The sequence below is a fragment of the Paenibacillus sp. JT22N15 genome, assembly GCF_059383755.1.
Genome location: NZ_JBXENV010000006.1, coordinates 116,111 through 142,660 on the forward strand (window position 1 = coordinate 116,111; position 26,550 = coordinate 142,660).

A 26,550-nucleotide genomic window follows, 5' to 3' on the forward strand; every position below is an offset into this window, starting at 1 on the left:
ATGCTCGAGGTGGCTGCGGCAATTATAAGCAATGAACAGAATCAGCTCTTAATCGCTCGGCGCAAAAAAGGAAAATCGCAGGAAGGTCTATGGGAGTTTCCTGGCGGGAAAATCGAGCAGGGAGAATCGGCGCAGTCCTGTCTCCGCAGAGAGCTGTTGGAAGAGATGCAGATTGAAATCCTTCCTCAGGAATGGTTTGGTGTGAACGACCATTATTATGGTACTACTCATATCCGGCTAATCGCGTATAAAGCCAAGTACGTGAGCGGTGAAATTATTTTAGTCGATCATGATGACTATTGCTGGGTTCGTCGTGAGGAGCTGAAAGGGTATAGCTTCGCGCCAGCCGATATTAAGTTTGTTGAGATGCTGGAGCAAGGGATGAATGGAATGGCTTAATGTTGATTCTTGAACAAAAATATGACCGCGATTTAGGTATAGGCGGTCATATTTTTGTTGCTGTATAGAAGCTGCTCCTACAAGCTTGAAGGCAAATCATGTAGATACATGGTAGTACAATCTGTATTTTGAAGTAATGAGTTGATTGTTTTTGTGTTGGGCTTCGTGTAAATTACCGGATAATCGATTTCATCGTATATTTCACGTATTGGAAAAGCCAATTTTTCTTCTTCTAGTGAGAACTGAGCATCTACCCCCAATTTATTCCCACGTGCATCTAAACGAATCCATTTTCCAATTGACCTAAGAAAAACAGCGTTTAACGCATGGATAACGTGACCCGTATCAGGTGTATCTCCCAAGGTTAGACGTTGGTAACAGAATCCACCCGGTATTCCTTGGCACCTTAATAATGCACACAAAAGGTTCGATTTTGCATAACAAATTCCTTCTTTGAAGAAAAGGACTTCGGATGCTCTGCATGTAATGCGAGAACTTTGAATATCCACTGAATGAGAGATGTGATCACGAACAAATTCAAAGGCCGTTTTAACATAATCCATTTCATTTAATGATTGACTATATAGTTCCGCCGCTAAAGCTTTTATCGAAAAATGACCATAATCAACCTCTGTAGTTTCTTCTAAATAATCATCCAGATTACTGGATTCGCATGTAAATGTCATTCTATTTCCCCTCAAATGTTTATTTGTATTATGATTTTATAATTATGCATTATATTGAATGTTTATTCAATATAAGTTTTCCTTTGAAGTTAGGTAAACAGAATAAAAGACGACTTCCAAACACCCGGAAGTCGTCTTTTTCCATGTCACAACTCCAAAATTCGGGAAACGGTCAATCCGTTTCAAATTGTAAATCGTCTATTTTCCGTAATTGGGCATCCTTTTTGGTTATTGAACATTGAGGATCGGGGGCGGTTTCGATAAATTGATGGAGTGACCGAACGGGGAGCACATAAGCTTCGGAGGTTCATAATGTGCAGGTGAAGATAGCGAGCTGCAAGGTACACACGCCATCCATTGTTGCTCCAATTAGTGAAAGCGGTTACGAAGCTGAAAAGATCATTCGAACGGTTCGCCGAATAACGTTTCGGGGGTTTGCGTTTAGGGAGGGCAGATAGACGATCAGCATCAAGCTGTATAAAGATTCATTTTCATAACATACAAAGTAGAAATTCTCATAAGGAAGGGATGACGCTAGTGGCAGCTCATGCACGAGCCAAGGCTGTAGATACAACGCCGCTTTGGAAACATGTGAAAAAGGAATGGAAGCTGTATTCGTTCCTTATTATACCGGTAATCTACTTCCTCATTTTCAAGTATGCGCCGATGCTTGGGAACATTATTGCCTTCCGGAAGTATAGGGGCGGGCCGAATATTTTGGGCTCGGAATGGGTGGGGTTCACTTATTTCGAAATGTTTATGAAGGACCCAACGTTCTGGAGAGCCTTCTTCAATGACTTGAATCTCAGCGTGAGCTATCTGCTCGTCAAATTTCCGATTACGTTGATATTCGCGCTGCTGCTGAACGAATTGCGGAGGGTCAAGTGGAAGAAGTTTGTGCAGACGGTATCGTATCTTCCCCATTTTATATCGATGGTCATCGTGGCGGGGATGGTGAAGGAGATCGTTTCCTTAACGGGACCGATCAACAGCGTATTGAACTCGTTTGGCTTTGAACAAATTTCATTTATCTCCTTGCCCGAATGGTTTCCGGCAATCTACGTCACCTCTGGCGTCTGGCAAAGTCTAGGCTGGGGAACGATCCTGTATTTGGCGGCAATGACGGGCATTAATCCGGCACTTTACGAAGCGGCGAAAATCGATGGTGCCAGCCGTTTAAGACTCGCGATGCACGTCACGATTCCTGGCATTTTGCCAACCATTATGGTGCTCTTGATTTTGGATATCGGCAGCATTCTAGGGTCGAATTTCGAGAAAATCTTGCTTTTGTACAATCCGCTAACCTATGAAACGGCGGACGTCATCTCCACCTATGTTTACCGAATGGGTATTACCGGCGGCAACTTTAGTTATGCGACGGCGGTAGGGCTGTTCGAAGGCATCATTGGTTTAATTTTAGTGACGACCGCAAATGCAGTATCGAAGCGGACGACGAAATCCAGCTTGTGGTAGAAAGGAGCCGTTCAAGTGAAACGAACCTCGGGCTTTAGCACTTTTAACATCTTAAACGGACTATTTATGATTCTGGTTGTCATTTTTACCTTATATCCATTCGTCTATCTCGTGGCCCAGTCCTTCAGCTCGGAAGCTGCTATTTATGCGGGTAAGGTGACGATCTTTCCGGTGGAATTTACGACCAAAACCTATGAGGTCATCTTGAGCAAGCCTGACTTCTTCCGTTACTACTGGAATACGATTGTTTATTCGGCCATTGGAACGTTTATCGCGGTGGCTGCAACGGCTGTTATGTCTTATCCGCTTTCAAAAGAAAAGCTGCGCCTTAATAAATTTTTTATACCGTTCGTGCTGTTTACGATGTATTTTGGCGGCGGTCTCATCCCTAACTATATTCTGATTGCAAAAACGTTAGAAATGAGAGATACGATCTGGGCCATCGTCATTCCAGGGGCGATCAGCGCGTTCAATGTCATCTTGATGAAAACTTTCTTCGCTGGCTTGCCCGGCGAATTGGAGGAGGCGGGGCGCGTCGATGGCTTAGGCGTGTTTGGAATTTTCACTAGAATTATTCTTCCGTTGTCCAAGCCTATTCTAGTCACTATTATGCTGTTCGTCATCGTCGGTATGTGGAACAACTGGTTCGGACCATCCCTCTATTTGCAGTCGAAGGAAAAATGGCCGATTGCCTTGTATTTGAAGCAAATTATCGACAACGCGGTCAGTCCGACTGAAATCGGGGCTACGTCCGAGCAGACAAGCCAAATCGCGGCAAGCGTCAAATCAACAGCTATGGTTCTGACCTCGCTGCCTATTATTTGCATCTATCCGTTTGTACAGCGGTATTTTGTGCAGGGGATGATGATTGGGGCTGTTAAAGGTTAAGCGATATAATGGGGAGCGCTTCAGGCGTTTCCGTTATATATAAAAAAAAGCTCGAACCAATAAGGGGAGGCAAAACGATGAAATTTGGTAAATCAGTTGTAATGGGATTGCTGGCGCTGCTGCTCGTGTTTATGACGGCATGCACGTCTGGAAGCGAAGGGACTTCGGGCGGCAATAACAAGCCCGCAGCCTCGAACGCGGCAGGCACGACCGAATCAGCAGCAGGCGAAGCTAAGGATTATACCTTTGGGGAAGACCAGACGTTCCACTCCAATGAAGCGGTGTCCTACTCCATGATGTACAGCGACCATGAGAATTACCCTTATAAAAAGGACTGGAGACTGTGGAGCGCGATTCAGGAAAAAACGAATGTGACCTTCGATTTGTCGATTACAGCTAGAACCGAATATGAAAATCAGAAGTCTTTGCTGGTAAATAGTGGCGATGCGCCTTATATTATTCCTAAGACGTATGATGAATCCGCTTTCGTGGCAACAGGCCAAATTGTACCCGTCAGCGATTGGGTGCAATACATGCCGAACTATATGAAAGCCGTGAAAGACTGGGGAATGGAAGAGGATTTGAAAGCCAAGCTGAAGGAAGACGGAAAATATTACGTCCTTCCAGGCATGTGGGAGATCGCTGGCGGCGGTTATTCCTATATTATACGTAAAGACGTGTTCGAAGCGGCGGGAGTTGACGTCGAGGGCCAGCAAGGAAATTGGACGTACGAGGATTTCTACGCAGCAATGAAGAAGGTTAAAGAGCATACGGGTGCAAAATACGTCATCTCCGATCAATTCAAGGGCGAATCGGCTCTGGGCATTACCGGCGTGCAATATGGCGTTACTGGAGGATGGGCATTGTCTAACGGTCTGAGCTATGACCACGACAAGCAGCAGTTCTCATTTGCCGATAGCTCGGATGACTTTAAAGAGTATCTTGGTTATTTTAATAAGCTGGTTACCGAGGGCATTATGGACCCTGAAACCTTTACACAAGAAGACGATGTGGCAAAAGCGAAATTTTTCAAAGGCGACACTTACGTGATAAGTGGGATCTATCAGGTATTGGCTGATTTTAAGAGCAAAATGCAGGATCCGAACAGCGAATTATATATGATTACCCAGCCCGGCGGGCCAAAAGGACAGCTCCAGGTTGAGACCTCCCGTCTGGAGAACGGCATTATGATCAGTCAGAACGCGCTTGATGATTTGGGCGAGGAAGGTTTTATTAAAATGCTTCGTTTCATAGACTGGTTCTGGTACTCCAATGAAGGACAAATGCTCAGCCTATGGGGCGTAGAAGGCGAGACGTATACGCTTGATGCGGAAGGAAATGTCGTGCTGAATCCAGACATTTATTACAACGGGATGAATGAAGGCGCAGCTAAGCAGCTGAACGTCGATTACGGCTTTGCTGGTGGGATGTTCGCCTATGGCGGCTCTGAGAAGCTGAGAATGTCCAAGATGACCGAAGGTGAGCAGGACTTCGTGAAGCGTGTTCAGGATACACGAGAGCAGCGCAAGCTGGCACCACCGATCATGGCCACTACGGAGGAAAATGAACAAATGAAATTAATCTCGACGCCGCTTATGGATTACGTCAAGACGATGACATTAAAGTTTATCCTTGGCCAAGAAAGCTTTGACAAGTGGGACAATTATAAGGCTCAGGTTGAAGCGAATGGCAGCACGCGCTATACGGATATGGCAAATGATATTTTCCAGAAGACGAAAAGCGTATTAGGTTATTAATTGCTAAAAATAAAGGGCTCGGTGTGCAGTCTTCCTAAGGAGGCTGCACCTAGCCCTTTTTTAAAAATATAGGAAAGGGTATCATTTCTTTATCCTATCGCTATATTTCTCGGAATGAAACGCGCCGCGCCTCCAAGGACGGCGACAGCCGTTTCGCCTTGAGCTATTACCATGTCTATCTCAAAACCTATGAAAGTGAGCTGTTCGACCATGAATATGAAAACACTTTTCAACGATGGATGGGAATTTGCCAAAAGCGCTCTGGACGTTGCCGAGCATGCCGGGCTCGACTTCGAACCGGTGGATCTTCCTCATGATTGGTTGATTTATAATACATTGGCACTTTACGAGAATAGTATTGGCTGGTATCGCAAGACGTTTATAAGGTCGCGGAGTGATCGTGAGCTCTTGCTCTGCTTTGACGGTGTGTACATGGATTCTACCGTATACGTAAACGGCCAGCCTGTAGGCGAATGGAAAAACGGCTATGCTTCCTTTGAACACAATATCTCGGCTGCGGTCATCGATGGGGAAAATGAAATTGTCGTGAAGGTGGTGCACCAGAGCCCGAACAGCCGCTGGTATTCGGGAGCGGGCATCTACCGCAACGTCTGGCTCAAGGAGCGGGGCAACAATCACATTGTGACGGGCGGTGTTTATGTTGCAACCAAGCTGCAAGATGGCGGCAGCGGTGGCAGCTGGCTGGTGGAAGTGGACACAGACGTACATATTGAAGAAGATGTGCTGCTGTCGCATGATATCCTCTTCCAAGGAAGGACGGTCGCAGCCACTTCGGAGCGGATAGAAGCTGGACGCGGCGTTGTTACGAAAAATAGCCAAACGTTAACCGTAAATGATCCTCTCTTATGGAGCACGGACGAACCGAATTTGTATCAGATCGTCACGCGAATGCAGCGACAATTGCCGGAATTGGGCGGGGAAGAGCGCTACGAAGATGAAGGTGAAGGTGAAGAATTGGAGATGCTCACACAGCCTCTGGGCTTCAGAAGCATCATCCTTGATCCGCAGCAGGGGCTTCAGGTCAACGGGAAAAAGCTGAAAGTGAATGGGGTTTGCGAGCATCATGACTTTGGTGCGTTAGGAGCAGCATTCAACATCTATGCGCTGCGAAGAAGATTTGAGCTGCTGAAGGAAATGGGCGTGAACGCGATTCGCACAGCGCATAATATGCCAGCTCCTGAGCTGATGGATTTGGCGGATGAGATGGGATTATTCGTCGTAACGGAAGCGTTCGATATGTGGGAGCGATCCAAGACGGCTTACGATAACGCAAGATTTTTCAAGGATTGGGCGTATGCAGATGTAAAAAGCTGGGTGCTCCGGGACCGGAATCATCCAAGCCTGCTCATGTGGAGCATCGGGAACGAGATTTACGATACGCATGCGGACGAGCGAGGACAGGAAATAACCAGAATGCTCATGGACTATGTATTGGAGTTCGATCCGAAGCAGAATGCCCGGGTTACGATTGGCTCGAATTATATGCCTTGGGAAAATGCGCAGAAATGCGCCGATATCGTAAAGGTTGCTGGCTATAATTATGCGGAAAAATATTATCACAAGCATCATGAGGAGCATCCGGATTGGATCATCTACGGCAGCGAGACCGCATCGGTCGTCCAGAGCAGGGGGATTTATCATTTCCCATTCGAAAAATCAATCCTTGCCGACGATGATGAGCAATGCTCGGCCCTGGGGAACAGCTCGACAAGCTGGGGAGCCAAGTCGGCGGAGGCTTGTATTTTGGCGGAGCGGGATACGCCGTTTTCGCTTGGCCAGTTTTTGTGGACTGGATTCGATTATATCGGGGAGCCAACACCTTATCATACGAAAAACGCTTATTTCGGCCAGATCGATACGGCTACCTTCCCGAAGGATTCCTATTATATCTATCAGGCCGCTTGGACAGATTATAAAACGAAGCCGATGGTGCATCTCTTCCCCTATTGGGATTTTAATGCGGGGCAAATGATTGATGTCAGGGTTTGTTCGAATGCCCCGAAGATTGAATTGCAGTTTAATGGGGATACGATTGGAGCTTACGATATTGATCACGAGCATGGAACGGAGCTTGTTGGCTGGTGGAAGGTGCCTTATGCGGAAGGGGAAATGAAGGCCATCGCTTATGACGAGCAGGGCAACGTGATCGCGACCGATGTTCGGACATCGTTTGGGGATGCGACAAAGCTTCGTCTTGAGGCTGATAAAGCGGTGCTGACGGCGAACGGTACAGATTTGGTTTTTGTGGAAATTGGTATGCTGGATGATCAGGGGCATTCGGTAGACAATGCGAACAATCGTGTTCACGTAGAGGTGACTGGCGCAGGCCGCCTGCTGGGGCTTGATAATGGCGACAGCACGGATTTTGATCCGTATAAGGGAACAAGCAGAAGATTATTCAGCGGCAAGCTGATGGCAATCATCGGGTCGACGCTTGAGCCAGGGAAAATCCGAATCGAGGTGTCCTCCAAGGGGATGCAAGCTCAGGTGGCGGAATTCGAGTCGTACCCTGCAAGCGAGATGAACGATGTGAACGATGTAAGCTTGAAAGGTATTTCAGCAAATACGAGCAATCAAGAGCTAGCATGCGTGACGGGAACGGATGAAGAAACGCCGCTTCGTAAAATCGAAATGATTAGCGACTCTGGTCAAATTATAGATGAATCGACCAAGGAAATTGTTGTTCGAGCTAAGCTATGGCCGGAAAATACGTCGTATCGAGACGTGGAATGGCGTGCCGTAACGGACGAAGGGATTGATTCAAATATTGCCAAGGTCGAAGCGAATGGGCTTGAGGCGAAAATATCCGCTATCGGCGACGGTGCCTTCCGTCTTCGTTGTACGAGTAAGAACGGCACGGACAAGACGAAGCTGATTTCCCAGCTGGAGTTTAAGGCAGCAGGTCTCGGAACTGCTTACAAGGATCCATATGGCTTCATCTCGGCTGGGCTTTACGATTACAGTAAAGGCGAGGTTGGGAACGGCAACGAAAGAGGTGTAGCGACAAGCCGGGATGGCGAGACGCAAGTAGGCTTCCACGATATCGACTTCGGCCCTTATGGCTCCGATACCATTACGATGTCGATCTTCGCCTTGTCCAGCGAGGAGTATGCGCTGCAAATTTGGGAAGGGATGCCCGGTGTGGAGGGAAGCAGCTTAGTTGCCGACGTCATTTATCAGAAGCCGTCCAAGTGGAACGTCTATCAGGAAGAAACCTATCGTCTGACCAAGAGGCTTCGCGGCATTACGTCGATTTGCTTCGTGCTTCGCCAGAAGGTGCATATTAAAGGATTTTCTTTTGAACGCCAGAATAGGGCTTTCGAACAAAATGCGGCAGCCTCCTGCGATCGGGTTTATGGCGATACCTTTACCTTCGCAGATGAGCGTGTGGAAGGCATCGGCAATAATGTTTCACTCGAATTTGCCCATATGGATTTTGCGGGTGAGGGCGTTTCGAAGCTAGTCATCAATGGGAGCTCGCCAATTGACAAAAATACGATCCATATTCGATTCGCTGGCGAGAACGGCGAAAGCAATCAGCTCGTCGAATTCGAGAAATCGGAGGGATACGAAGAGCGGACATTTGAATTGGAGCAGATAACAGGTCTGCAAAAAGTGACCTTCATCTTCCTGCCGGGCAGCAGCTTCGACTTTGGCTGGTTTCGCTTTTTGCATCTATAATAGAGGAAGCACGAATAAAACTTCATTTCAGTCATTGGACTAGCTGCGTTCCATATTAAAACAGGGGTATAGCGGGGATGCTGAATAGGAAGAGACGATAGCGTAGCAAACTTTACTATAGAGCAGAAGGCAGGGATTCGGATGAATGTAGAAGAGGTTATGCAGGAGCTTGAAGCTCTCGGCAAGGAGCGCACCAAAAAAATATATGTTTCCAATGGAGCTCATGAGCCGTTGTTTGGCGTGGCGACAGGTGCGATGAAGACGATTGCCCGGAAAACGAAAAAAAATCAGCCGCTGGCCGAGCAGCTTTATGCGACCGGAAATTACGACGCAATGTATTTTGCCGGCGTTATTGCGGAGCCTAAGGCGATGACGGAGGCTGACTTCGATCGCTGGCTGGACGCTGCCTATTTCTTTATGCTGTCTGATTACGTCGTAGCGGTAACGCTGGCGGAAACGGATATTGCACAAGAGGTGGCCGATAAATGGATTTCAAGCGGCGAGGAGCTGCGCATGTCGGCAGGCTGGAGCTGCTATTGCTGGCTGCTTGGCAGCCGCCCGGACAGTGAATTTTCCGAGAACAAGCTGGCTGGGATGCTGGCAACGGTCCGCGATACGATTCACGATGCTCCTGAGCGCACCAAATATGCCATGAATTATTTCGTCTATACGACAGCGGTATCCTATGAGCCGCTGCATGCCAAGGCGGTCGAAACCGCCGCAGCTATCGGGCCTGTGGAGGTGACGGATGCGAAGTCCAAGAGCAAGCAGCTCGACGCAGCTGGCAATATTCAGAAGGCTGTCGATAAAGGGCAGATCGGCTTCAAGCGCAAATACGTAAGGTGCTGATAAAGCACGGCTTGTCTCAGGTCTCAACGGAAAAGCGAGAGTTGAGGCCTTGATGCGAAACGGGAGGAGAGGCAGGAAATCGCGCATCGAATGACAAATGAAAGGAAGAAGCACATGTAAGGGCGGAGGCATAACAACAGGATTGCCCAATTAAAAATTCGCATCCTCCTATTACGAAAATCCTTGATGTCTCGGCCAAAGCTGATGCGCAAGCTCGATATGGGTTGAAGGGAGAAATGAAGATGACAACGAGTCCAAACAGCCCTGCAAAGGAGCTATCTACGGAGCAGCGTGAGGAATTACTTAAAGCCTTGAAAGCCCGTTTTGATAAAAATAGGGATCGGCATAAAGATCTTGAATGGGCTAATGTACAAGCAAAGCTTGAAGCTCAAACCGAAAAGCTATGGTCGCTTCATGAAATGGAGAGGACCGGTGGTGAACCGGATGTTGTTGATTATGACAAAGAGACGGGCGAGTTCATTTTTTATGATTGTTCGGCGGAAAGTCCTAAAGGTCGAAGAAGCATTTGCTACGATCGTGAAGCTCTGGAGTCACGCAAAGAGCATAAGCCGCAAAATAGTGCGATGGAAATGGCAGGAGACATGGGTATTGAGCTTCTAACAGAAGAACAGTATCGGCAGCTGCAGGAGCTTGGAAAATTCGATTTAAAAACGTCCAGTTGGGTGAAAACACCCGCTAATATTAGAGAGCTCGGCGGTGCTGTTTTTTGTGATCGTCGCTATAACACGATTTTCTTGTATCACAATGGAGCAGAATCCTATTATGGCGCTAGAGGGTTCCGGGGCTGGTTAAGGGTCTAGCCTTGCAGGTGAAGGGCGATTGTTTTTTACATTAGACAGCAAGGAATAGGTTGACCTCTCTCCACATTAAGCCAGTTGCTTTTAATGATCTAGAGAAACTTATTAAGCTCACAGGAGATCGCGCTAAGCTGGATGCAAAAGCTAACGACACATATATTGTATATAAAACATCGGAAGGCCAAATTGTTAAGGAATACAACAATGGAGATATTGTCCCGATTGCGAATTTGGATGCCTCTCATGGATGAACAGAAACCGATTAGGTATGTATTTGCCGGTAATAAAAAAGATACTTAAAGTGAGAAGAACACCTGTACTCTATGGGCTGTTCTTCTTTTAATTTAGTAGGGAAGTGTGAACATTTACTCGCGTATAAATAGATGTCTAAATGATTGCTTGCTATTATGATTAGAGTTGAAAATTAAGTGGCAGGCATCAGGCTTGACTTGCTTTGTAATTTTCTCCTGCCTTGGCAACTTTAAATTCTTCCGTCAACATTAGGATGGTTTGCAAGGCAAACCACGTTGATAGCAAGAATTATGTTAATCTCCTCCCGTAGCAGTGGAGGTTTTTTTATTTGAACATAGAGGATTGAGGATTGCTTATTGTATGATAGATGATAGAAAGACTGCCACTGCCTTAAGAGGCAGTTATTAATAGAGAACATAGGAGGATTACATGTCCTGGAGCAAAATGAAACAAAATCTGGAGAGTTTTCTCTGTCCAGCGTTAAATGGAAGGGTCGAATACCGTTCAACCAGCTATCGATATTTGCCTGATAAAGCAGGTCTTTGTTATATTGCGGTAGATAAAAAGAACGTGCTTAATATGAGTGATACAACTAACCCAATCAGATGGTATCAGACGGAGCTGGAAATTAAAAATGATTCAGCTATCCAAATTCCGATCAGCCATGAAGAAATGGAAGCAGTCAGAAAAGATACCAAGGGCACCGTCCCGGAGGATCGTCTAATCGTAATTGCGAGAAGCAGAAAAATAACAGAATATGCAAAGGAGCTTATGTCGGCACAAGCCTCACTAAGTAAATCAAATTTTATCGTTGCAGCTAATAAGTTTTTATCCACTTCTATAGAGGAAAGCATAGAGAGCCATGATATTTTATTGAATGTTTTAGCTTTGGTGGACAGACGCGTTGGAAAAAAACGAATGTTAAACATGACCGATAAAATAAAGCTAAAGCATCCCATTGTGCAGTATTTTTATGAACTACGGCTTAGTACATTTTAAAAATATATAACTCATTCAACTCCATCTTTATTGTGCCTATTTGAGTTAGTGTTCTCCGTGCAGAAAAGGATATTTGCAAAAATGTTTAAGGAGACAAGAACCGATGATTCGTGTAATGCTCATTGATGATGAAGAAGATGCGCTGGATTTGTTGGGCATTTTGCTCGGACAAATCGGGAGTGTTCAGGTAGCAGGAAGATATATCAATCCGCTTCAAGCAATTGAGGCTTTAAGTTATACTCCCGTAGATGCCGTCTTCCTAGATAATCAGATGCCTGGAATGAAGGGCACGGAAGCTGCCAGAATAATCAGGAGCATGTTCCCGCATATGCCGATCGTATTCACAACGGCATATGCAGAATATGCGGTCGAAGCATTTGAAATTCAATCGACCGACTATCTATTGAAGCCATTTACAATAGAAAGATTGCAGAATGCGGTTGCGCGCATTAAACAATCTTTATCCGAGTCCGTTTTTCAGGCACGCCAAAGAGCAAGCATGACCCCAACCGTCAAATGTCTGGGAGGCTTCCAGCTAGTATTGCCGGGTGACACGAACAAGGGGCTGACATGGAAAACGAAGAAGGAACGGGAGCTCTGCGCGTTTTTGATCCATTATGCCGGAAAGACTGTGAATACCGCATCGATCATTGAGGCCATATGGCCGGGCTACGATCTGAATAAGGCGAAAACTTATTTGTATACGTGCCTGTCCTATTTACGGAAAAGCTTGGCGGAACATCATATTCCGATACATATTACGAAAGCGGATCAAGGGTTCGGCGCTGCATTGGACGGGGTAACGGTCGATGTAATCGAATTTGAGCAGTTGCTGAGCAGCACATTGGCTGAAGCGGAAATGGATGAAAGGTCTTACGATAAAATGAACCAGATGTACAAAGGCGAATATATGGAAGCCTGCGATTTCGGTTGGGCCACCGCCAGACAGCTCGAGATCAAGGCCTCGTATGTCCGCGTGCTTCGTAAATGGCATGCGTATTTTCAAAGTCAGGGCAATCGTACGCATGCGGTGGACAGCTTGCAAAACCTATTGTCGCTGGCCCCTGATTCCGAGATTGACGGACGTGAGCTGATCAAGCTGCATCTGAAGATTGGCAATCGGAATGAGGCGTATCGTGTCTGCCTGCAATTGGAACAAGCGGTGCGCCTGCAATTGGGAGCTGAGCTGGAGGAAGAGACATTGCGGTTAATTGAGAAAACGAAAGACAAGACAGAGCGGCAAGCAGAATGAGAAAAAAAGTTTCCGCGGCCCTCATCACCTTATCTCTATTGCTTGCAACCTACGTGATGTTGTTGACTTACTCCTCTATGTATCAGAAGCCTATGCCAGCGGCCGTAAATGGGGTCATGGACTTGACCGCATGGAAATTCGAGGAGGATGGGGTCGTTCGGCTGGACGGACAGTGGGGATTTTATCCGAATCAATTGCTCACTCCTCAGCCTGCTCTCCCTTCTGCCGCTACGGGGGATTTGTCACCGGCGCTGATTCAGGTTCCTGGATCATGGTCAAAGCAGATGGACACCCTTGGCATGGCGACCTATCGCTTGCAGCTTCAGATGGATGATGCAGGTGCAGTCTACGGCTTGAAAACAGCGTCGATCCTAATTTCCAGTCGGCTCATTGTTAACGGCGAAATCGTCGGATCAAGCGGGAATCCCGCTGAGCAAGAGCATTACAAAGCACTTAATAAACCATATGTAAGCTATTTCACACTGCAGCCAGGGTGGAATGAAATTCTGGTACAGGTAGCCAACTACGAATTCCGGGTTGGCAGCGGGATCGGTGAATCCCTTCTCTTAGGCAAGGCTGAGCAAATTGCCGAACTTCGCGATCAGGCGACTGCTCATGATTGGGTTTCGTTAACTGCCTTCCTGATTATTGGATTGTATTTTATTGGATTGTTTTCGCAGAGAAGAGGCGATTTGTCACTTGCAGTATTTGGCGCAGTGTGCCTATGTATCGCCATATTTACAAGTATCAGCGGCGAAAGAGTGCTATTCAATGCGGTTGGCCCATTGCCGTTCTGGCTTTATTTCCGTATTCAAATGGTCGCGTCTGTTGGTGGTAGTCTAGGATTTTTCCTTTATATATATATTGCGTTCCGGCCCTACTGCTTTAAATGGCTCAATCAAGGCGGGCTGGTTCTCGGGGTGATCCTTGCCTTGCTTAATATGGGCTTCGCCTCTCAGCTTTCAACAGGACCTTTTCGCCAATTGACGTCGCTTTATGTTACGATTTCGTTGCTGTACGCCACGTATGTATTCGTATATACGGCACTACACAAAGTAGCGGGCAGCGGGTATTTAGCCGTAGCGGCAATGGCATTGAATGCGCTAGTGCTGAACCAGAATATGAATATTTATTTTGGCGTGCCGATCTATTTGCTTCCTCCGATTGAGCCTTTTCTTGTTTTGCTGATGCTCGCCTTGCTGATGTCGCTCCGTTTCTCGAACGCTTTCCAAAAAATTGAGGAGCTGTCCGGGCAATTGCTGCAAGCGGACAAGCAAAAGGATGATTTTCTCGCTCGAACCTCGCATGAATTCAAGACACCGCTTCACGGTGTAATGAATATTTCTCACTCCATGTTAAGCGATGCCGTGCATCCGCCAAATGCGGAACAACGGGAAAAGCTTCAGTTGATTACCGACATTACAAGGAAGCTTTCGCAGCTCGTTTATGACATCTTGGACTTATCCAAGCTGAAGCAGGGTGAAATGAGAGTGGTTCCGGTACCGCTCGACGTTCGTTCGGTAGCGGAGGTGCAAGTGCGCTTTTATTCCTATTTGTGCACGGAAAACCAGATTGGGCTTGTGAACCATGTGCCGGCGCAGCTGCCTTCTGCTTTTGCCGATGAAATCCGCTTGAGTCAAATTATCGGAAATTTGCTGGATAATGCGATTAAGCATACAAAAAACGGGGAGATCATCATTACCGGAAGAGAGCGGGGAGGAAGGCTCGAAATTTCGGTGCAGGATACAGGAGAAGGCATTGAGCCGCAGGACCTTCCATTTATTTTTGAACCATTCAAATCACTTGAGGGAGCACAGCATCGCGGCTTTGGATTAGGGCTGCCAATTGCGAAGCAGCTGGTCGAGCTGCAACAAGGAACTATTGCGGTTGTTTCCACGCCGGGAGTCGGTTCGACCTTTACATTCACGCTTCCGATTGCCGAAGAGCGGGGAGAAGCAACATGGCCCTCATCCAAGTCAAATCCCCAGGCTATGCTCAAGGAACCCGATTATTCCTTCGTTACGCCGTACTATTCCAATCTGAGCGGGAAGCATACGGTACTAATCGTCGACGATCAGTATGTGAACTTAAAAGTTTTAATAGACGCCCTTCAAGCTCTCGACTATCACGTCATCGCGGTCAAGAACGGGTATGAGGCGCTGGAACAGCTGGATCAATCGGGCAGAATCGATCTCGTTATTCTTGATTTAATGATGCCAGGCATGTCTGGCTATGAAGTGTGCCAGGAGATTCGCAAACGATATTCGCTGCTGGAGCTGCCCGTTCTAATGGTGACGGCAGCTTATCAGCCTCAAGATAAGGTGGCAGCCTTCCAAGCGGGGGCGAACGATTATTTGCCGAAGCCGTTTGATCTCGAGGAGCTTAAGGCAAGAATCGGCAGCTTGCTCGCCATGAAGGAATCGCTGGGCCGGGCAGTTAACCTCGAAGTGGCGTTTTTACAATCGCAGATCAAACCGCATTTTTTATATAATGTGCTGAATAGTATTGTGGCATCAAGCTATACGGATGTGGAGCGCGCGCGGAAGATGATTGTTGATCTGGCCGATTACTTGCGAGGCAGCTTTCGGTTCAGCAACGCGGAGGAACGCATAGGTTTTTCAGAAGAGTTTAGTCTCATTCGGACGTATGTGGAGATTGAACGAGCTCGCTTCAAAGAGCGTATTCGCTTCGAATATGTAATTGAGGAAGCTGCCTATAGCTTGCAAATGCCGCCGCTTTTGTTGCAGCCGCTTGTAGAAAATGCAATCCGTCATGGCATTGGCGATCGAATTGAAGGCGGCACAGTGACAGTGACGGTGGAAAAGTTGGATGGGAATTGGCACTTTGTTGTAGCCGATGATGGAGCAGGGATCGCGCCTGAACGATTGAAGAGGCTGCTTGAACGAGCCGAGCCGGATGAGTCGCAGGGGGTCGGCTTGCGGAATATTAACAAGCGCTTGAAATATGAATACGGGATTTCGTTAGAACTGGAAAGCGAACTAGGTCGCGGCACGAAAGTCATCATATGCATCCCTGCCTCGCGGGTAAACAGGCTGTTCCGCTTAACGCTATAGGATCTCGCAACAGGCTCTCATCGTTTTACGATGAGGCCTGTTTTTTTAAATATAAGCCCAGTATAAATTCTACACTTATACTGGGCTTATTTCATCGCGAAACATCAGCTTTGCCGCCAGAGGACGGCGACAGCCGTTTACGCTTGATGTAGAAAATTGTCGATTTTTAAGGTTTTTTTAAGGTGATTTCCTATATGCTGAGCTAGATAATGTGGGCTATGTGACAGAATGAAAATGCGGAGAGGAAGATGAAGATTGGTCCCAGTAATGAATAAGCGTAGAAATAACGATAAAATCCGAAAAACGGTACATCTTTTACTTGCCGTTATGCTTTTAATGCCGCTTCTAGCAAGCGGAGGTACGGCTTGGGCAGCAGCCGGCTGGTCGCCGGTGGATGGCGGCGGTACGAATGGCTTGAACGTGAACCCTGTAAGAGATGGCAACTACACTGCATTAGCTGTATTCAATAACGAAGTATATGAAGCATGGCAGGAAACGAATGGAACGGCGAGCCAAATACGTGTTAAGAAATATAACGGCACGAGCTGGACGAGCGTCGACGGTAACGGGGCAAATGGAGTGAATGTAGATCCTTCCAAAGCGGCGATTACCCCTGCTATGGCTGTTTTTGAGGATGAATTATATGTCGCGTGGGTTGAAAGAAACTCAGTCTCCAGCATTAATCAAATAAAGGTGAAGAAATATAATGGCGCGAGCTGGACGAGCGTTGATGATGGCTCAAATGGGATAAACGTCAATGCCTCAAGAGGAGCATCAAACCCTATATTGCTTGTACACGACAATGATTTGTATGCAGCGTGGAGTGAGGTTAACGACAACAACGCAAGTCAAATCCGAATAAAGAAGTATGACGGCACTGCTTGGACAAGCGCTGACGGCGGCGGTATGAACGGTTTGAACGTAAATACTTCAATGAGCGCGGCTGCCCCTAAAATGGCTGAATACAATGGTTCTTTATATTTGGCGTGGTATGAAACCAACGGAAGCGCTGTTCAAGTTCGGGCCAAAAAATATGATGGGGCGAATTGGACGTCCATTGACGGCGGTGGCACGACCGGTTTGAATGTGAATGTGGCAAAAACCGGAGCCAATACTTCATTGGCTGTATTCAACAATGCCTTATATTTGGCGTGGGACGAAATAGCCGAAACGACGGATAATCAAATTCGAGTCAAGAAATACGACGGAAGCACTTGGACGAGTGTGGACGGCAACGGGATGTACGGTATAAACAAGCAGACTGATTACAGAGCAAACTATGTTGTGTTAACGGCACTCGATAACGCTTTATATGCAGTGTGGCAGGAGTACAATGGAACGGCTTTTCAAATCCGGGTCAAAAAGTATGACGGTACGAGTTGGACGAGCGCAGATGGAAACGGAGTCAATGGTTTGAACGTAAATGTCTCGAGAGCTGCACAATATCCTGCGGCAGCAGCGTTAAACAATGTTTTATATGTTGGGTGGCAGGAGACGAACGGAACGGCTGTTCAAATTCGGACGTCCAGTTATGTGCCACCTGTGCCTCCGACAATTAATAGCGTAACTGTAAGTCCAAGCACTGCAAGCGTTGTGCAAGGAGGAAGCAGACAGCTCACGGCTACGGTGGATGCAGCAGGTGGAGCAGCGACGACGGTGACTTGGACGAGCAGCGACTCGAGCAAGGTCATGGTGAACAGCACGGGGAATGTAACCGTAGCAGCGGATGCCCCGCCGGGTGATTACACAATCACAGCAACGTCGACGGTGGATAGCAGCAAAAAAGGAACGTCGACGATTACCGTCACAGTGGCGCCGGCTATCAATAGCGTAAGCGTGAGTCCAAGCACTGCAAGTGTTGTGCAAGGAGGAAGCAGACAGCTTACGGCTGCGGTGGATGCAGTAGGAGGAGCAGCGACGACGGTGACTTGGACGAGCAGCGATGCGAGCAAGGTGACGGTGAACAGCACGGGGAATGTAACCGTAGCAGCGAATGCAGCGCCCGGTGATTACACAATAACGGCAACGTCGACGGTGAATAGCAGTAAAAAAGGAACGTCGACAATTACCGTAACGGCGGCACCAGCAGTTAACAGCGTAAGCGTGAGTCCAAGCACTGCAAGCGTTGTGCAAGGAGAGAGCAAGCAGCTCACAGCATCAGTAGATGCAGTGGGAGGAGCAGCGACGACGGTTACTTGGACAAGCAATGACGCGAGTAACAAGGTGGAAGTAGACAGCACAGGGAATGTAACCGTCGCATCGGACGCCGCGCTAGGCGATTACACGATCACGGCAACGTCAACGATAGATAACAGCAAGACAGGAACATCGACGATTACCGTCACAGTAGCGCAAGCCATCAACAGCGTAACCGTGAGTCCAAGCACCGCAAGCGTCGTACAAGGAGGAAGCGAGCAGCTAACAGCTACGGTAGATGCAGTAGGAGGAGCGGCGACGACGGTCACTTGGATAAGCGATGACGTGAACAACAAGGTGTCGGTAGACAGCACGGGGAATGTAACCGTCGCACAGGATGCCACGCCTGGCGATTACACAATCACGGCAACATCAACGATAGATAACAGCAAAACAGGAACATCGACGATTACCGTCACAGCAGCAGCTTCCTATTCAATCGCTGCAATCACGGATCAAACGTTAGCTGCACTAGTTCAGGGATACGAATCAGGTACCCAAGAGACTAAAACCATTCCAGTCATGAATACTGGAACTGGAGATTTATTGAACCTGTCGACAGCGCTTAGTGGCGCAAACGCTGATGATTTTGTAGTGACACAGCCAGATTCTACTTTAACAAGCAGCGCATCAACAAGCTTTGACATTCATGCGAAAGATGGCTTGCCAGCAGGCACCTACACGGCAACGGTAACCGTAACTGCAGATCATATGACACCTGTAATATTTAACGTTACGCAAGTTGTGAACTTGCCGAATGCTCCCGAAAATCCGCAAAATCTTGTGGCCGTCGGCGGCGACCGTCAAGTTACGTTGAACTGGGGTGCAGTATCGGATGCAGTCCAATACCGTGTTTACATGGCAACGGATCCTAACCCAAATAACCTCGTTGAAGTGGCGATTGTCACATCACCTACTTACAGCGCACAAAATTTGGTCAACGGTACGACCTATTACTTTGTAGTAAAATCAGAAAACGTAGGCGGCTTGAGCGGGGGGTCGAACCAAACAAGCGCGACTTCATCAACCATCCCGGGAGTGCCAGCTAACGTATCCGCAGTAGCGGGCAACGGACAAGCTGTCGTAACCTTTACGGCTCCTGCTGATAATGGCGGAAGTGCGATTACAGGATATGAAGTGACCGCTTCACCGGGAAATATCAGCGTGATCGGAGGAGCAAGTCCAATTACGCTCACAGGCTTGACGAATGGAACAAGCTACACCTTTACGGTAAAAGCGATTAATGATGCGGGCAGGAGCGCTGCTTCTGCGGAATCGAATACAGTCATTCCAACAGCATCAAATACGCCATCTCAGCCTTCTGCTCCATCGACATCGGGAAATACGAACACTGCAAACAACGGTGTGAATATTCTGGTTAACGGGAAAGTTGAGAATGCGGGTACCGCTACGGTTACAAAGCGAAACAATCAAACCGAAATAACGGTGATTGTGGATCAGAAAAAACTGGATGAGAGACTTGCTGCGGAAGGGCAGCATGCCATAGTCACGATTCCGATTGACCAAAAATCCGACATCTTCGTTGGAGAGCTGAATGGCCAAATGGTGAAAAACATGGAGGACAAACAAGCTGTTCTGGTGTTCAAAACCGAAAATGCAACATACACGCTTCCAGCAGGCCAAATCAATATCGATGCTATATCCAAGCAGGTTGGCGAATTAATAGCCTTGCAAGACATTAAAGTGCAGATTGAAATTGCCATCCCGACAACGGATACGTTGAAGCTTGTGGAGAACGCAGCAGCCAAAGGCCAATTCACCCTTGTCGGCCAGCCGCTGAGCTTTACGGTGAGAGCTGCATATGGAGATAAGATCTTCGAAGTAACGATTTTTGACGCTTATGTGGAGAGAACGATTGCGATTCCGGATGGCGTTGATCCGGGCAAGATTACGACAGGAGTTGTCGTTGAGCCGGATGGCTCCGTACGCCATGTGCCGACTAAAATCCGAAATATGAACGGGAAATATGAGGCTCAAATCAATAGCTTGACCAACAGCGAGTATGCGGTCGTATGGCATCCGCTCGAATTTAGCGATATGATAAATCATTGGGCGAAAAATGCCGTTAACGACATGGGGTCCCGGATGGTTGTCGACGGAACGGGCAACGGGATGTTCAGTCCTGATCTGGAAATTACCCGCGCCGAATTTGCAGCGATCATCGTTCGCGGATTAGGACTCAAGCTGGAAAATGGAGCAACACCATTCTCGGATGTGTTGTCGTCCGATTGGTATAGCAGCGCGGTCAATACGGCGTATTCATACCGGCTTATTAGCGGCTTTGAAGACGGCACGTTCCGGCCGAATGACAAAATTACGAGAGAACAAGCAATGGTTATTCTATCCAAGGCGATGGCGATAACTGACCTGAAGGACACGCGGCTCGAGCAATCGGCAGATAATGCCCTTCGTCCGTTTGAAGATGCAGCGAAAGTGGCCGCATGGGCACAAAGCAGCGTTGCGGACAATGTGCAGGCTGGCCTTGTATTTGGAAGAAACGGGGCTTTACTTGCTCCGAAGGGGAACATGACCCGAGCCGAGGTTGCAACTATCATCCAGAGATTATTGCAAAAATCGGATCTGATTTAAGCAGCCATTCCTTAGAATATCCTGCCATCTATCAAGCTTCCTGCTGGATGATGGCAGGATTTCTTATTTTTCTGGAGCAAATACAAGTCATTCTGCCAATAAACTATGTTAGGAATCATGGTATGATTACGGGATGTAGACAAATAAATGGGAGATGTATGAGTGGATGATCCCTCTTTTTTCATGCACTTGATTCCTATACAATAAATATGTTTAGTTCTAAGCACTTTGTTTCAGGGTGTTATGAAGTTCGGTTAAAAAGCGTAAAAGCGAGGAGAATACGATGCAGATCCATGTCTCCTACGAGCATCGAAGTAAGGGAATAGGAAAGAAGCTGTTTGAGCGATGCGCTGACAAGGCTAGAGCAATGGGAGCGCGGAAACTGTATATTTCGGCGCATTCATCAGAGGAGTCCCAATTGTTCTACACGAATGTCGGATGCATCGATGCCGTAGAGATTGATAAGAAGTTAGCCGAATACGAGCCTTATGACCGTCAAATGGAATATGTCCTCTAGCAAACCAGATATCAATCGCGAACTAAGGTACAGTGACTGACACTCAAGTCATGTGGAGTGCTGTGTGTTGTTGGTAAGAATTTAGCAGCTAAGAGCCACATTTTCCTGCAAGTTGAAGCCCGGCAGTATACTGTCTGGGCTACATGTACTGTATAAACTATTATTATGTGGTTTATTGCTTTAATGGTACCTTCTTGAGACAATAACTAGTGTATAAATTTGAATGTTGTCGAAATAGACCGTTATTGAAGGATATAATTATAAATTATTGAATATAGTCTTCAAGTACAAATTTCCAAGAGTTAGAGAGTTGAAATACAGGAGAACGAGATGGTTCAAGTGTCAGAAAGGAAGTGATTCTATGTTTTATATTGTTTTAATCGTCATACTGGCTGCTTTAATCATTCAATCCGTTTACCTTGTGTATTACAAAAACCAAATTAAGGATATCGGCAACCAATTATCTTTTATATCAGACCATCATTCATTCAAAATGATACAAACACAAATTAAGCCAAAAGAAATTCATCGGTTAATCGATTTATGTAATGCAATGCTTCGTGATCAACGAAAGTTGAAGCAAGATTTTATCGAACAAAAGGAAGAAATTCACGCGACCATTATGAGCTTGTCCCACGATATACGAACCCCGCTGACTTCACTTGACGGCTATCTGCAATTGGCGGAACGATCCGAGTATCTTAAAGAAAAAACAGAGTATGTTAGTCTGGCACAGACTAGAATGAAACAGATTATTACACTTGTTGACGAGCTGTTCCTATATACGAAACTGAAAAACCCAGATTACATCTTGGAGCCTGAGCCAGTTGATGTGATAAAAGTGTTAAATAAACGTCTGTTTACCTTTATCGACGATTTTTTGCGATGTGGCTATGAACCAAACATCTGCATGGTGGAAGCACCGCTATTTATAGTGGGAAATGAAAGTGCGTTGGAAAGAGTATTTGAGAATGTGATCAAAAATTACTTTATGCACAGTGAAGGTGCTCTAAGCATTCGTTATGAGGAGAAGCAGGACGAGGTTTTGTTTCATTTTTCCAATGTACTGAAGCGAAATCATCTGCTGAGCCTTGACAACATATTTACTCGCTTTTACAAAGCAGATCCGTCGCGTACGAACCAATCTTCAGGACTGGGACTTTTTATCGTGAAATCACTGATGGAGAAAATGAATGGTTATGTGCAAGCTGACCTGAACGATGAGCAGTTTTGCATCAGCTTAGCTTTTAAGAAAATCGTAAAGGAGAGTTGACGTGTACAATGACACGAACCACCCCAAAATTCTAATTGTCGAGGACGACGTGCATATCAACAATATTATTTATGATGTGCTTCGAAAAGAGAAGTTTCAATGCACGCAAGCGTATTCTGGCAGTGAGGGAATCATGAACGTCACTCATCACGAGTATCAGCTTATTATTTTGGACCTCATGCTTCCTGGCTTCTCGGGGGAAGATTTTATGCATCGGCTAAGAATAGAATTAAGCTCTGACACACCAGTTATAGTTCTATCGGCCAAGGACAAATTGGATAATAAATTAAATCTGTTTAAGTTGGGAGCCGCTGATTATGTTACGAAACCGTTTGAGGTGGAGGAATTGCTTGCCCGAGTCAATGTACATGTCAAACGAACCTCCCGAACGGATTCTGCCACTCGCTATCGACATAAAAATCTACTTTTAGATAGCGGAACGATGAACGCTAGCGTCAATCAAGCTGATTTGAAACTTACAAGACAGGAATACAAGATCCTTGAGCTGCTGCTTAAGAATCCTACCCGAGTGTTTACAAAGCAGGATCTGTATGAGCTTGCATGGGAAGATATATACATAGGTGAGGACAAAACCATTACCGTTCACATTAGCAATATTCGCAATAAAATCAAAAGGGTTGACGAGGAGGCTTATATTGACACCATTTGGGGCATTGGTTTCAGGCTGGCACCATAGGGAGTGCCTTAAACCGGCCCTAATCTTCTTTGAACTTTCTTAATCTTTTATTGACGATATGTTAGCTTCTTTTTGTTATTTTATTGACAAGGAGGTGCGAATATGGCTGAAGCAATTATTGAAGTAAGTCAATTAACCAAACAATTTAAAGGGAAAACAGCAGTGCGTAAGGTAGAGTTTAAAATAGGCAAAGGTGAAATCTTCGGTTTGATAGGCCAAAATGGAGCAGGAAAATCCACCTTGCTAAAGATGATTGCTGGATTGATATCCCCGACTTCAGGAGAAATTAAATTATTTGATCGTCCAGTGAAGGATAATCACCCTTATTTTGAACGAATAGGCGTACTCATTGAAAATCCAGGGTTATATCCCCATCATACTGCCTATGAAAATTTGGAATTAATCGCGATCTCTTATGGATTGACTAATCGGAAAGAGCATATTAACAAGCTGCTGAAGCTTGTCGGATTGGAAGATTCGAACAAGACCAAGGTGAAAAATTATTCAATGGGCATGAAGCAAAGGCTTGGAATTGCAGCTGCATTAATTGGAAGCCCAGATGTCTTGATTTTGGATGAACCGATCAACGGTTTGGACCCGCAAGGAATTGCTGAGATTAGAAACATGATTTTGGAATTGAATAAAACGGGAATGACCATCATTATTTCAAGTCACATTTTGGAAGAGTTGTCGAAAGTAGCGACGCAATATGCAATCGTACATCAAGGAGGAATCATCGAACACCATTCAAGGGAGCAACTGCTGCTTCAATGCGAAGATCGTATTGAAATAGAAGTGGATAAAGCAAGCTCGGCTGTTCCCATCTTAGAACAAAAATTGCATATTAATCATTACAAAGTCATTAGTGAGCGTGTGGTGTATGTATATGATGCTCATCTTGAGAACCAACATATCATCAAGACCTTAGTTGAAAGCGGCATAACTGTTCATTCGATTATCAAGCATAAACAAAGCCTAGAACAATATTTTTTGGCGCGGATAGAAAGTGAGGGTGGGAGCCGTGATTAATATTCTCAAAATGGACTTTCACCGTTTTAAATCAAATAAAATGATTTATATATTACTGTTAATTTTTTTTGCTTTTCAAATATTCGGTATATTTATGTTGGGGAAATACGAGCAGCCCGGAGAAAGTGGGGTTATGCTGATCAGCTCGATGAACGAAAGTCAGTTCATCCAAGTCATGATGTCTCAAATCCCATTGTGGCCGCTGATTTATATTGCTGTATTCGTTGTTTACTTCTATATGAGTGAACATAACTCTGGGTTTTATAAAAATTACATTTCGATGAAGCGTGCGCGGATGTACACTGTTATTTCAAAAATATTAATTGCAGGCCTATTCACTTTGCTTACATTTATTGTCATGATCGCTGCGGATATGATCGGAAGATCAATTTTCTTTAACCATGCAATGATTGGAGATGGGGGTTATTTTGCGAAATTGTTGATCGGCCAATTTTTACTTCATTGGGCATTTTCAATTGTAATCTTATGCATCTCCATTATTAGTAAAAGCTTGATTGCTAGTATTGTAGTTGGATTTGTTCTATCGTTGAATGTTTTTGGAATGATTGTAACTGTCTTGGAATCCATCATTGATGACGTTCATTTGTCCTCTTTCTTAATAGTTAATACGATCTTAAGCGCAAGAGATTTTGATAATATAAATGATCTTGTTCATGTAGCTAGCGTGTCGATTGTTTTTATAGTTATATTTTCATTTATAGCCATCAAATATAAGATCAAAGAGGATCTGAAATAGTATTTAGGGCTGTGCAACTAACAATGATGGGAGGACGAACTGGTTGGTTACACTCCCCAAGAAAAAAATGAATACTTGAAGTTAGAATAAGCACGGGGGCTTAGATTAGTTGGCGCTTCGATTCCGCCTAGCTCCACCATACTTTTAATTAAGAAACGGACAGAGGTGCAGTTTTTTGATTGGGTTGTGGTACTCCGCACATGTGGGGTGCATGGTAAGACTATTTTGAGATTTATATAGAAACTGAGGGTTCCTGTTATGCCAAAAAACGATAATATGCTGGCCATTCTCTGGATGCTGAATTCGGGCGTGAAAATGACTGCAAAACAAATATCCGAGAAGCTGGAAATAAATATAAGGACCGTTTATCGGTATATAGATGCATTATGTGCTAGTGGAGTGCCGATCATATCCGACACAGGTCATAATGGCGGGTATCGCTTGCTCAATCAATTTATCAGATCCCCTCTGCTATTTGATATGGAAGAGAAAAAGGCGCTCCTTCATGCGGCTGCTTTTGCCAAAGAAGCCGGATACCCTTTAAGCGAGGCATTAGGCAATGCGACCTCCAAATTGAGAATGTATTCAAATGAGGAGCAGGAAAGTATGCTTAGCCGCCAGTTAGCCGGTTTTGAAGTGATAAACCGCAGCGGATACCCTTCGGTTCAGCCGATATTGGCGGAATTGGAGCAGGCTGTAGCAAATGAATACGCTGTAGAAATCGATTATCGCACAGGCCGTGAAGATCAACCTAAGAACAGGGTGATAGCCCCCTATGGAATGGTTAACTGGAACCATAAATGGTATACGGTTGGATTTTGCCATCTAAGGAAGGAGATTCGCAGCTTCCGGGCAGATCGGATTGTGCAAATCAAGCGGACTCCCCTTCTTTTTAAGCGTCCCGAAGCTTTTTCGGCCCGTGAATTTTTTATGCAAAATCTATTGCCGGATTTAGTGGGTAAGGCTGGGTTGATTTCTTTAATGATTGAAGGCAGATCAGAGGCATTGGATGACTTATGCTTGCATTGGTTTTTGGGGCATCATCTGCAAGAGCGGACAGCCAATCAAGCCATCTTCTTACTTGAGGAAACATCCATTCAGACACATGTCCCTTATTTTCTGCTATCCTATGCGAAATCCATTAAAGTCATCGAACCACAGAGTTTGAAGGACAGGCTTGTTGCTGTTGCGTCGGAGTTAATGGAATATTATCGGCTTTAATAGCTTCACTGACAGCAGCTGTCAGTGAAGCTATTTTATAATGAGGATAATCATGGATTGCCGATGCATGGATGGGTGGTATTCCTTGATGACTTGTAAAA

General features: G+C 45.9%; 19 protein-coding genes. 18 read left to right on the forward strand and 1 reads right to left on the reverse strand.

All coding sequences use genetic code 11. The annotated features are described in order from the left end of the window. Entirely contained in the window at nt 1-399 is a 399-nt protein-coding gene (gene mutT, locus AC50X8_RS13335) for an 8-oxo-dGTP diphosphatase MutT (protein ID WP_056034467.1), read from the forward strand. Nucleotides 400-476: 77 nt separating this feature from the next. Here the strand turns inward: mutT and AC50X8_RS13340 are convergent, their stop codons facing one another. Further along, nucleotides 477-1,085, reverse strand: coding sequence for a transglutaminase-like domain-containing protein (locus AC50X8_RS13340; protein WP_494880050.1), 609 nt, complete (start codon nt 1,083-1,085; stop codon nt 477-479). A 528-nt stretch (nt 1,086-1,613) separates the two neighbouring features. Here AC50X8_RS13340 and AC50X8_RS13345 point away from each other — a divergent pair. The 17 genes from AC50X8_RS13345 to AC50X8_RS13425 all read left to right on the forward strand — a co-directional run bounded on the left by AC50X8_RS13345 (nt 1,614) and on the right by AC50X8_RS13425 (nt 26,449). After that, nucleotides 1,614-2,558, forward strand: coding sequence for an ABC transporter permease (locus AC50X8_RS13345; RefSeq protein ID WP_494880051.1), 945 nt, complete (start codon nt 1,614-1,616; stop codon nt 2,556-2,558). A gap of 15 nt (nt 2,559-2,573) precedes the next feature. After that, nucleotides 2,574-3,446, forward strand: coding sequence for a carbohydrate ABC transporter permease (locus tag AC50X8_RS13350; RefSeq protein ID WP_494880052.1), 873 nt, complete (start codon nt 2,574-2,576; stop codon nt 3,444-3,446). Nucleotides 3,447-3,523: 77 nt separating this feature from the next. Then, nucleotides 3,524-5,203: an ABC transporter substrate-binding protein gene (locus AC50X8_RS13355; RefSeq protein ID WP_494880053.1), complete on the forward strand. Its 1,680-nt coding sequence runs from the start codon at nt 3,524-3,526 to the stop codon at nt 5,201-5,203. 210 nt (nt 5,204-5,413) lie between these two features. After that, nucleotides 5,414-8,905 (forward strand): glycoside hydrolase family 2 TIM barrel-domain containing protein, encoded by a 3,492-nt coding sequence (locus tag AC50X8_RS13360; protein ID WP_494880054.1) that lies wholly within the window; start codon nt 5,414-5,416, stop codon nt 8,903-8,905. 141 nt (nt 8,906-9,046) lie between these two features. After that, complete coding sequence (locus AC50X8_RS13365; protein ID WP_494880055.1) at nt 9,047-9,754, forward strand: DNA alkylation repair protein; 708 nt, start codon at nt 9,047-9,049, stop codon at nt 9,752-9,754. A gap of 242 nt (nt 9,755-9,996) precedes the next feature. After that, nucleotides 9,997-10,575 (forward strand): DUF4256 domain-containing protein, encoded by a 579-nt coding sequence (locus tag AC50X8_RS13370; RefSeq protein ID WP_494859035.1) that lies wholly within the window; start codon nt 9,997-9,999, stop codon nt 10,573-10,575. A gap of 65 nt (nt 10,576-10,640) precedes the next feature. Next, nucleotides 10,641-10,823, forward strand: a complete 183-nt coding sequence (locus tag AC50X8_RS13375; protein ID WP_494880214.1) for a hypothetical protein — start codon at nt 10,641-10,643, stop codon at nt 10,821-10,823. Between the two features lie 430 nt (nt 10,824-11,253). Then, the gene (locus AC50X8_RS13380; RefSeq protein WP_056034496.1) at nt 11,254-11,823 is read left to right on the forward strand and encodes an SF0329 family protein; all 570 of its coding nucleotides are present in this window, start codon (nt 11,254-11,256) and stop codon (nt 11,821-11,823) included. Between the two features lie 103 nt (nt 11,824-11,926). After that, on the forward strand, nt 11,927-13,075 hold the full coding sequence (locus AC50X8_RS13385) for a response regulator (RefSeq protein WP_494859039.1): 1,149 nt from the start codon (nt 11,927-11,929) through the stop codon (nt 13,073-13,075). Between the two features lie 56 nt (nt 13,076-13,131). Then, nucleotides 13,132-16,149 carry an ATP-binding protein gene (locus tag AC50X8_RS13390; RefSeq protein ID WP_494880215.1) on the forward strand — a complete coding sequence of 1,006 codons (3,018 nt, stop codon included), beginning with the start codon at nt 13,132-13,134 and terminating at the stop codon, nt 16,147-16,149. A 267-nt stretch (nt 16,150-16,416) separates the two neighbouring features. Further along, on the forward strand, nt 16,417-20,955 hold the full coding sequence (locus AC50X8_RS13395; RefSeq protein ID WP_494880056.1) for an S-layer homology domain-containing protein: 4,539 nt from the start codon (nt 16,417-16,419) through the stop codon (nt 20,953-20,955). Nucleotides 20,956-21,238: 283 nt separating this feature from the next. Next, nucleotides 21,239-21,472, forward strand: a complete 234-nt coding sequence (locus AC50X8_RS13400; RefSeq protein WP_056034505.1) for a GNAT family N-acetyltransferase — start codon at nt 21,239-21,241, stop codon at nt 21,470-21,472. 361 nt (nt 21,473-21,833) lie between these two features. After that, nucleotides 21,834-22,745 carry a sensor histidine kinase gene (locus AC50X8_RS13405; RefSeq protein WP_494880057.1) on the forward strand — a complete coding sequence of 304 codons (912 nt, stop codon included), beginning with the start codon at nt 21,834-21,836 and terminating at the stop codon, nt 22,743-22,745. Between the two features lies 1 nt (nt 22,746). Continuing rightward, nucleotides 22,747-23,442: a response regulator transcription factor gene (locus tag AC50X8_RS13410; RefSeq protein WP_056034511.1), complete on the forward strand. Its 696-nt coding sequence runs from the start codon at nt 22,747-22,749 to the stop codon at nt 23,440-23,442. Between the two features lie 102 nt (nt 23,443-23,544). Continuing rightward, complete coding sequence (locus AC50X8_RS13415) at nt 23,545-24,471, forward strand: ABC transporter ATP-binding protein (RefSeq protein WP_494880058.1); 927 nt, start codon at nt 23,545-23,547, stop codon at nt 24,469-24,471. After that, a complete protein-coding gene (locus AC50X8_RS13420) occupies nt 24,464-25,228 on the forward strand; it encodes an ABC transporter permease (RefSeq protein WP_494880059.1) in 765 nt (254 codons plus the stop codon). The genes AC50X8_RS13415 and AC50X8_RS13420 overlap by 8 nt, the downstream gene beginning before the upstream one ends. 258 nt (nt 25,229-25,486) lie before the next feature. Then, nucleotides 25,487-26,449, forward strand: a complete 963-nt coding sequence (locus tag AC50X8_RS13425; protein ID WP_494880060.1) for a helix-turn-helix transcriptional regulator — start codon at nt 25,487-25,489, stop codon at nt 26,447-26,449. Nucleotides 26,450-26,550: the final 101 nt, after the last annotated feature.

Coding starts and splice junctions, on each gene's coding strand:
- mutT (WP_056034467.1), top strand. CDS start 1: ATGCTCGAGGTGGCTGCGGCAATTATAAGCAATGAACAGAATCAGCTC.
- AC50X8_RS13340 (WP_494880050.1), bottom strand. CDS start 1,085: ATGACATTTACATGCGAATCCAGTAATCTGGATGATTATTTAGAAGAA.
- AC50X8_RS13345 (WP_494880051.1), top strand. CDS start 1,614: ATGACGCTAGTGGCAGCTCATGCACGAGCCAAGGCTGTAGATACAACG.
- AC50X8_RS13355 (WP_494880053.1), top strand. CDS start 3,524: ATGAAATTTGGTAAATCAGTTGTAATGGGATTGCTGGCGCTGCTGCTC.
- AC50X8_RS13360 (WP_494880054.1), top strand. CDS start 5,414: ATGAATATGAAAACACTTTTCAACGATGGATGGGAATTTGCCAAAAGC.
- AC50X8_RS13365 (WP_494880055.1), top strand. CDS start 9,047: ATGAATGTAGAAGAGGTTATGCAGGAGCTTGAAGCTCTCGGCAAGGAG.
- AC50X8_RS13370 (WP_494859035.1), top strand. CDS start 9,997: ATGACAACGAGTCCAAACAGCCCTGCAAAGGAGCTATCTACGGAGCAG.
- AC50X8_RS13380 (WP_056034496.1), top strand. CDS start 11,254: ATGTCCTGGAGCAAAATGAAACAAAATCTGGAGAGTTTTCTCTGTCCA.
- AC50X8_RS13385 (WP_494859039.1), top strand. CDS start 11,927: ATGATTCGTGTAATGCTCATTGATGATGAAGAAGATGCGCTGGATTTG.
- AC50X8_RS13390 (WP_494880215.1), top strand. CDS start 13,132: ATGTTGTTGACTTACTCCTCTATGTATCAGAAGCCTATGCCAGCGGCC.
- AC50X8_RS13395 (WP_494880056.1), top strand. CDS start 16,417: ATGAATAAGCGTAGAAATAACGATAAAATCCGAAAAACGGTACATCTT.
- AC50X8_RS13400 (WP_056034505.1), top strand. CDS start 21,239: ATGCAGATCCATGTCTCCTACGAGCATCGAAGTAAGGGAATAGGAAAG.
- AC50X8_RS13405 (WP_494880057.1), top strand. CDS start 21,834: ATGTTTTATATTGTTTTAATCGTCATACTGGCTGCTTTAATCATTCAA.
- AC50X8_RS13415 (WP_494880058.1), top strand. CDS start 23,545: ATGGCTGAAGCAATTATTGAAGTAAGTCAATTAACCAAACAATTTAAA.
- AC50X8_RS13425 (WP_494880060.1), top strand. CDS start 25,487: ATGCCAAAAAACGATAATATGCTGGCCATTCTCTGGATGCTGAATTCG.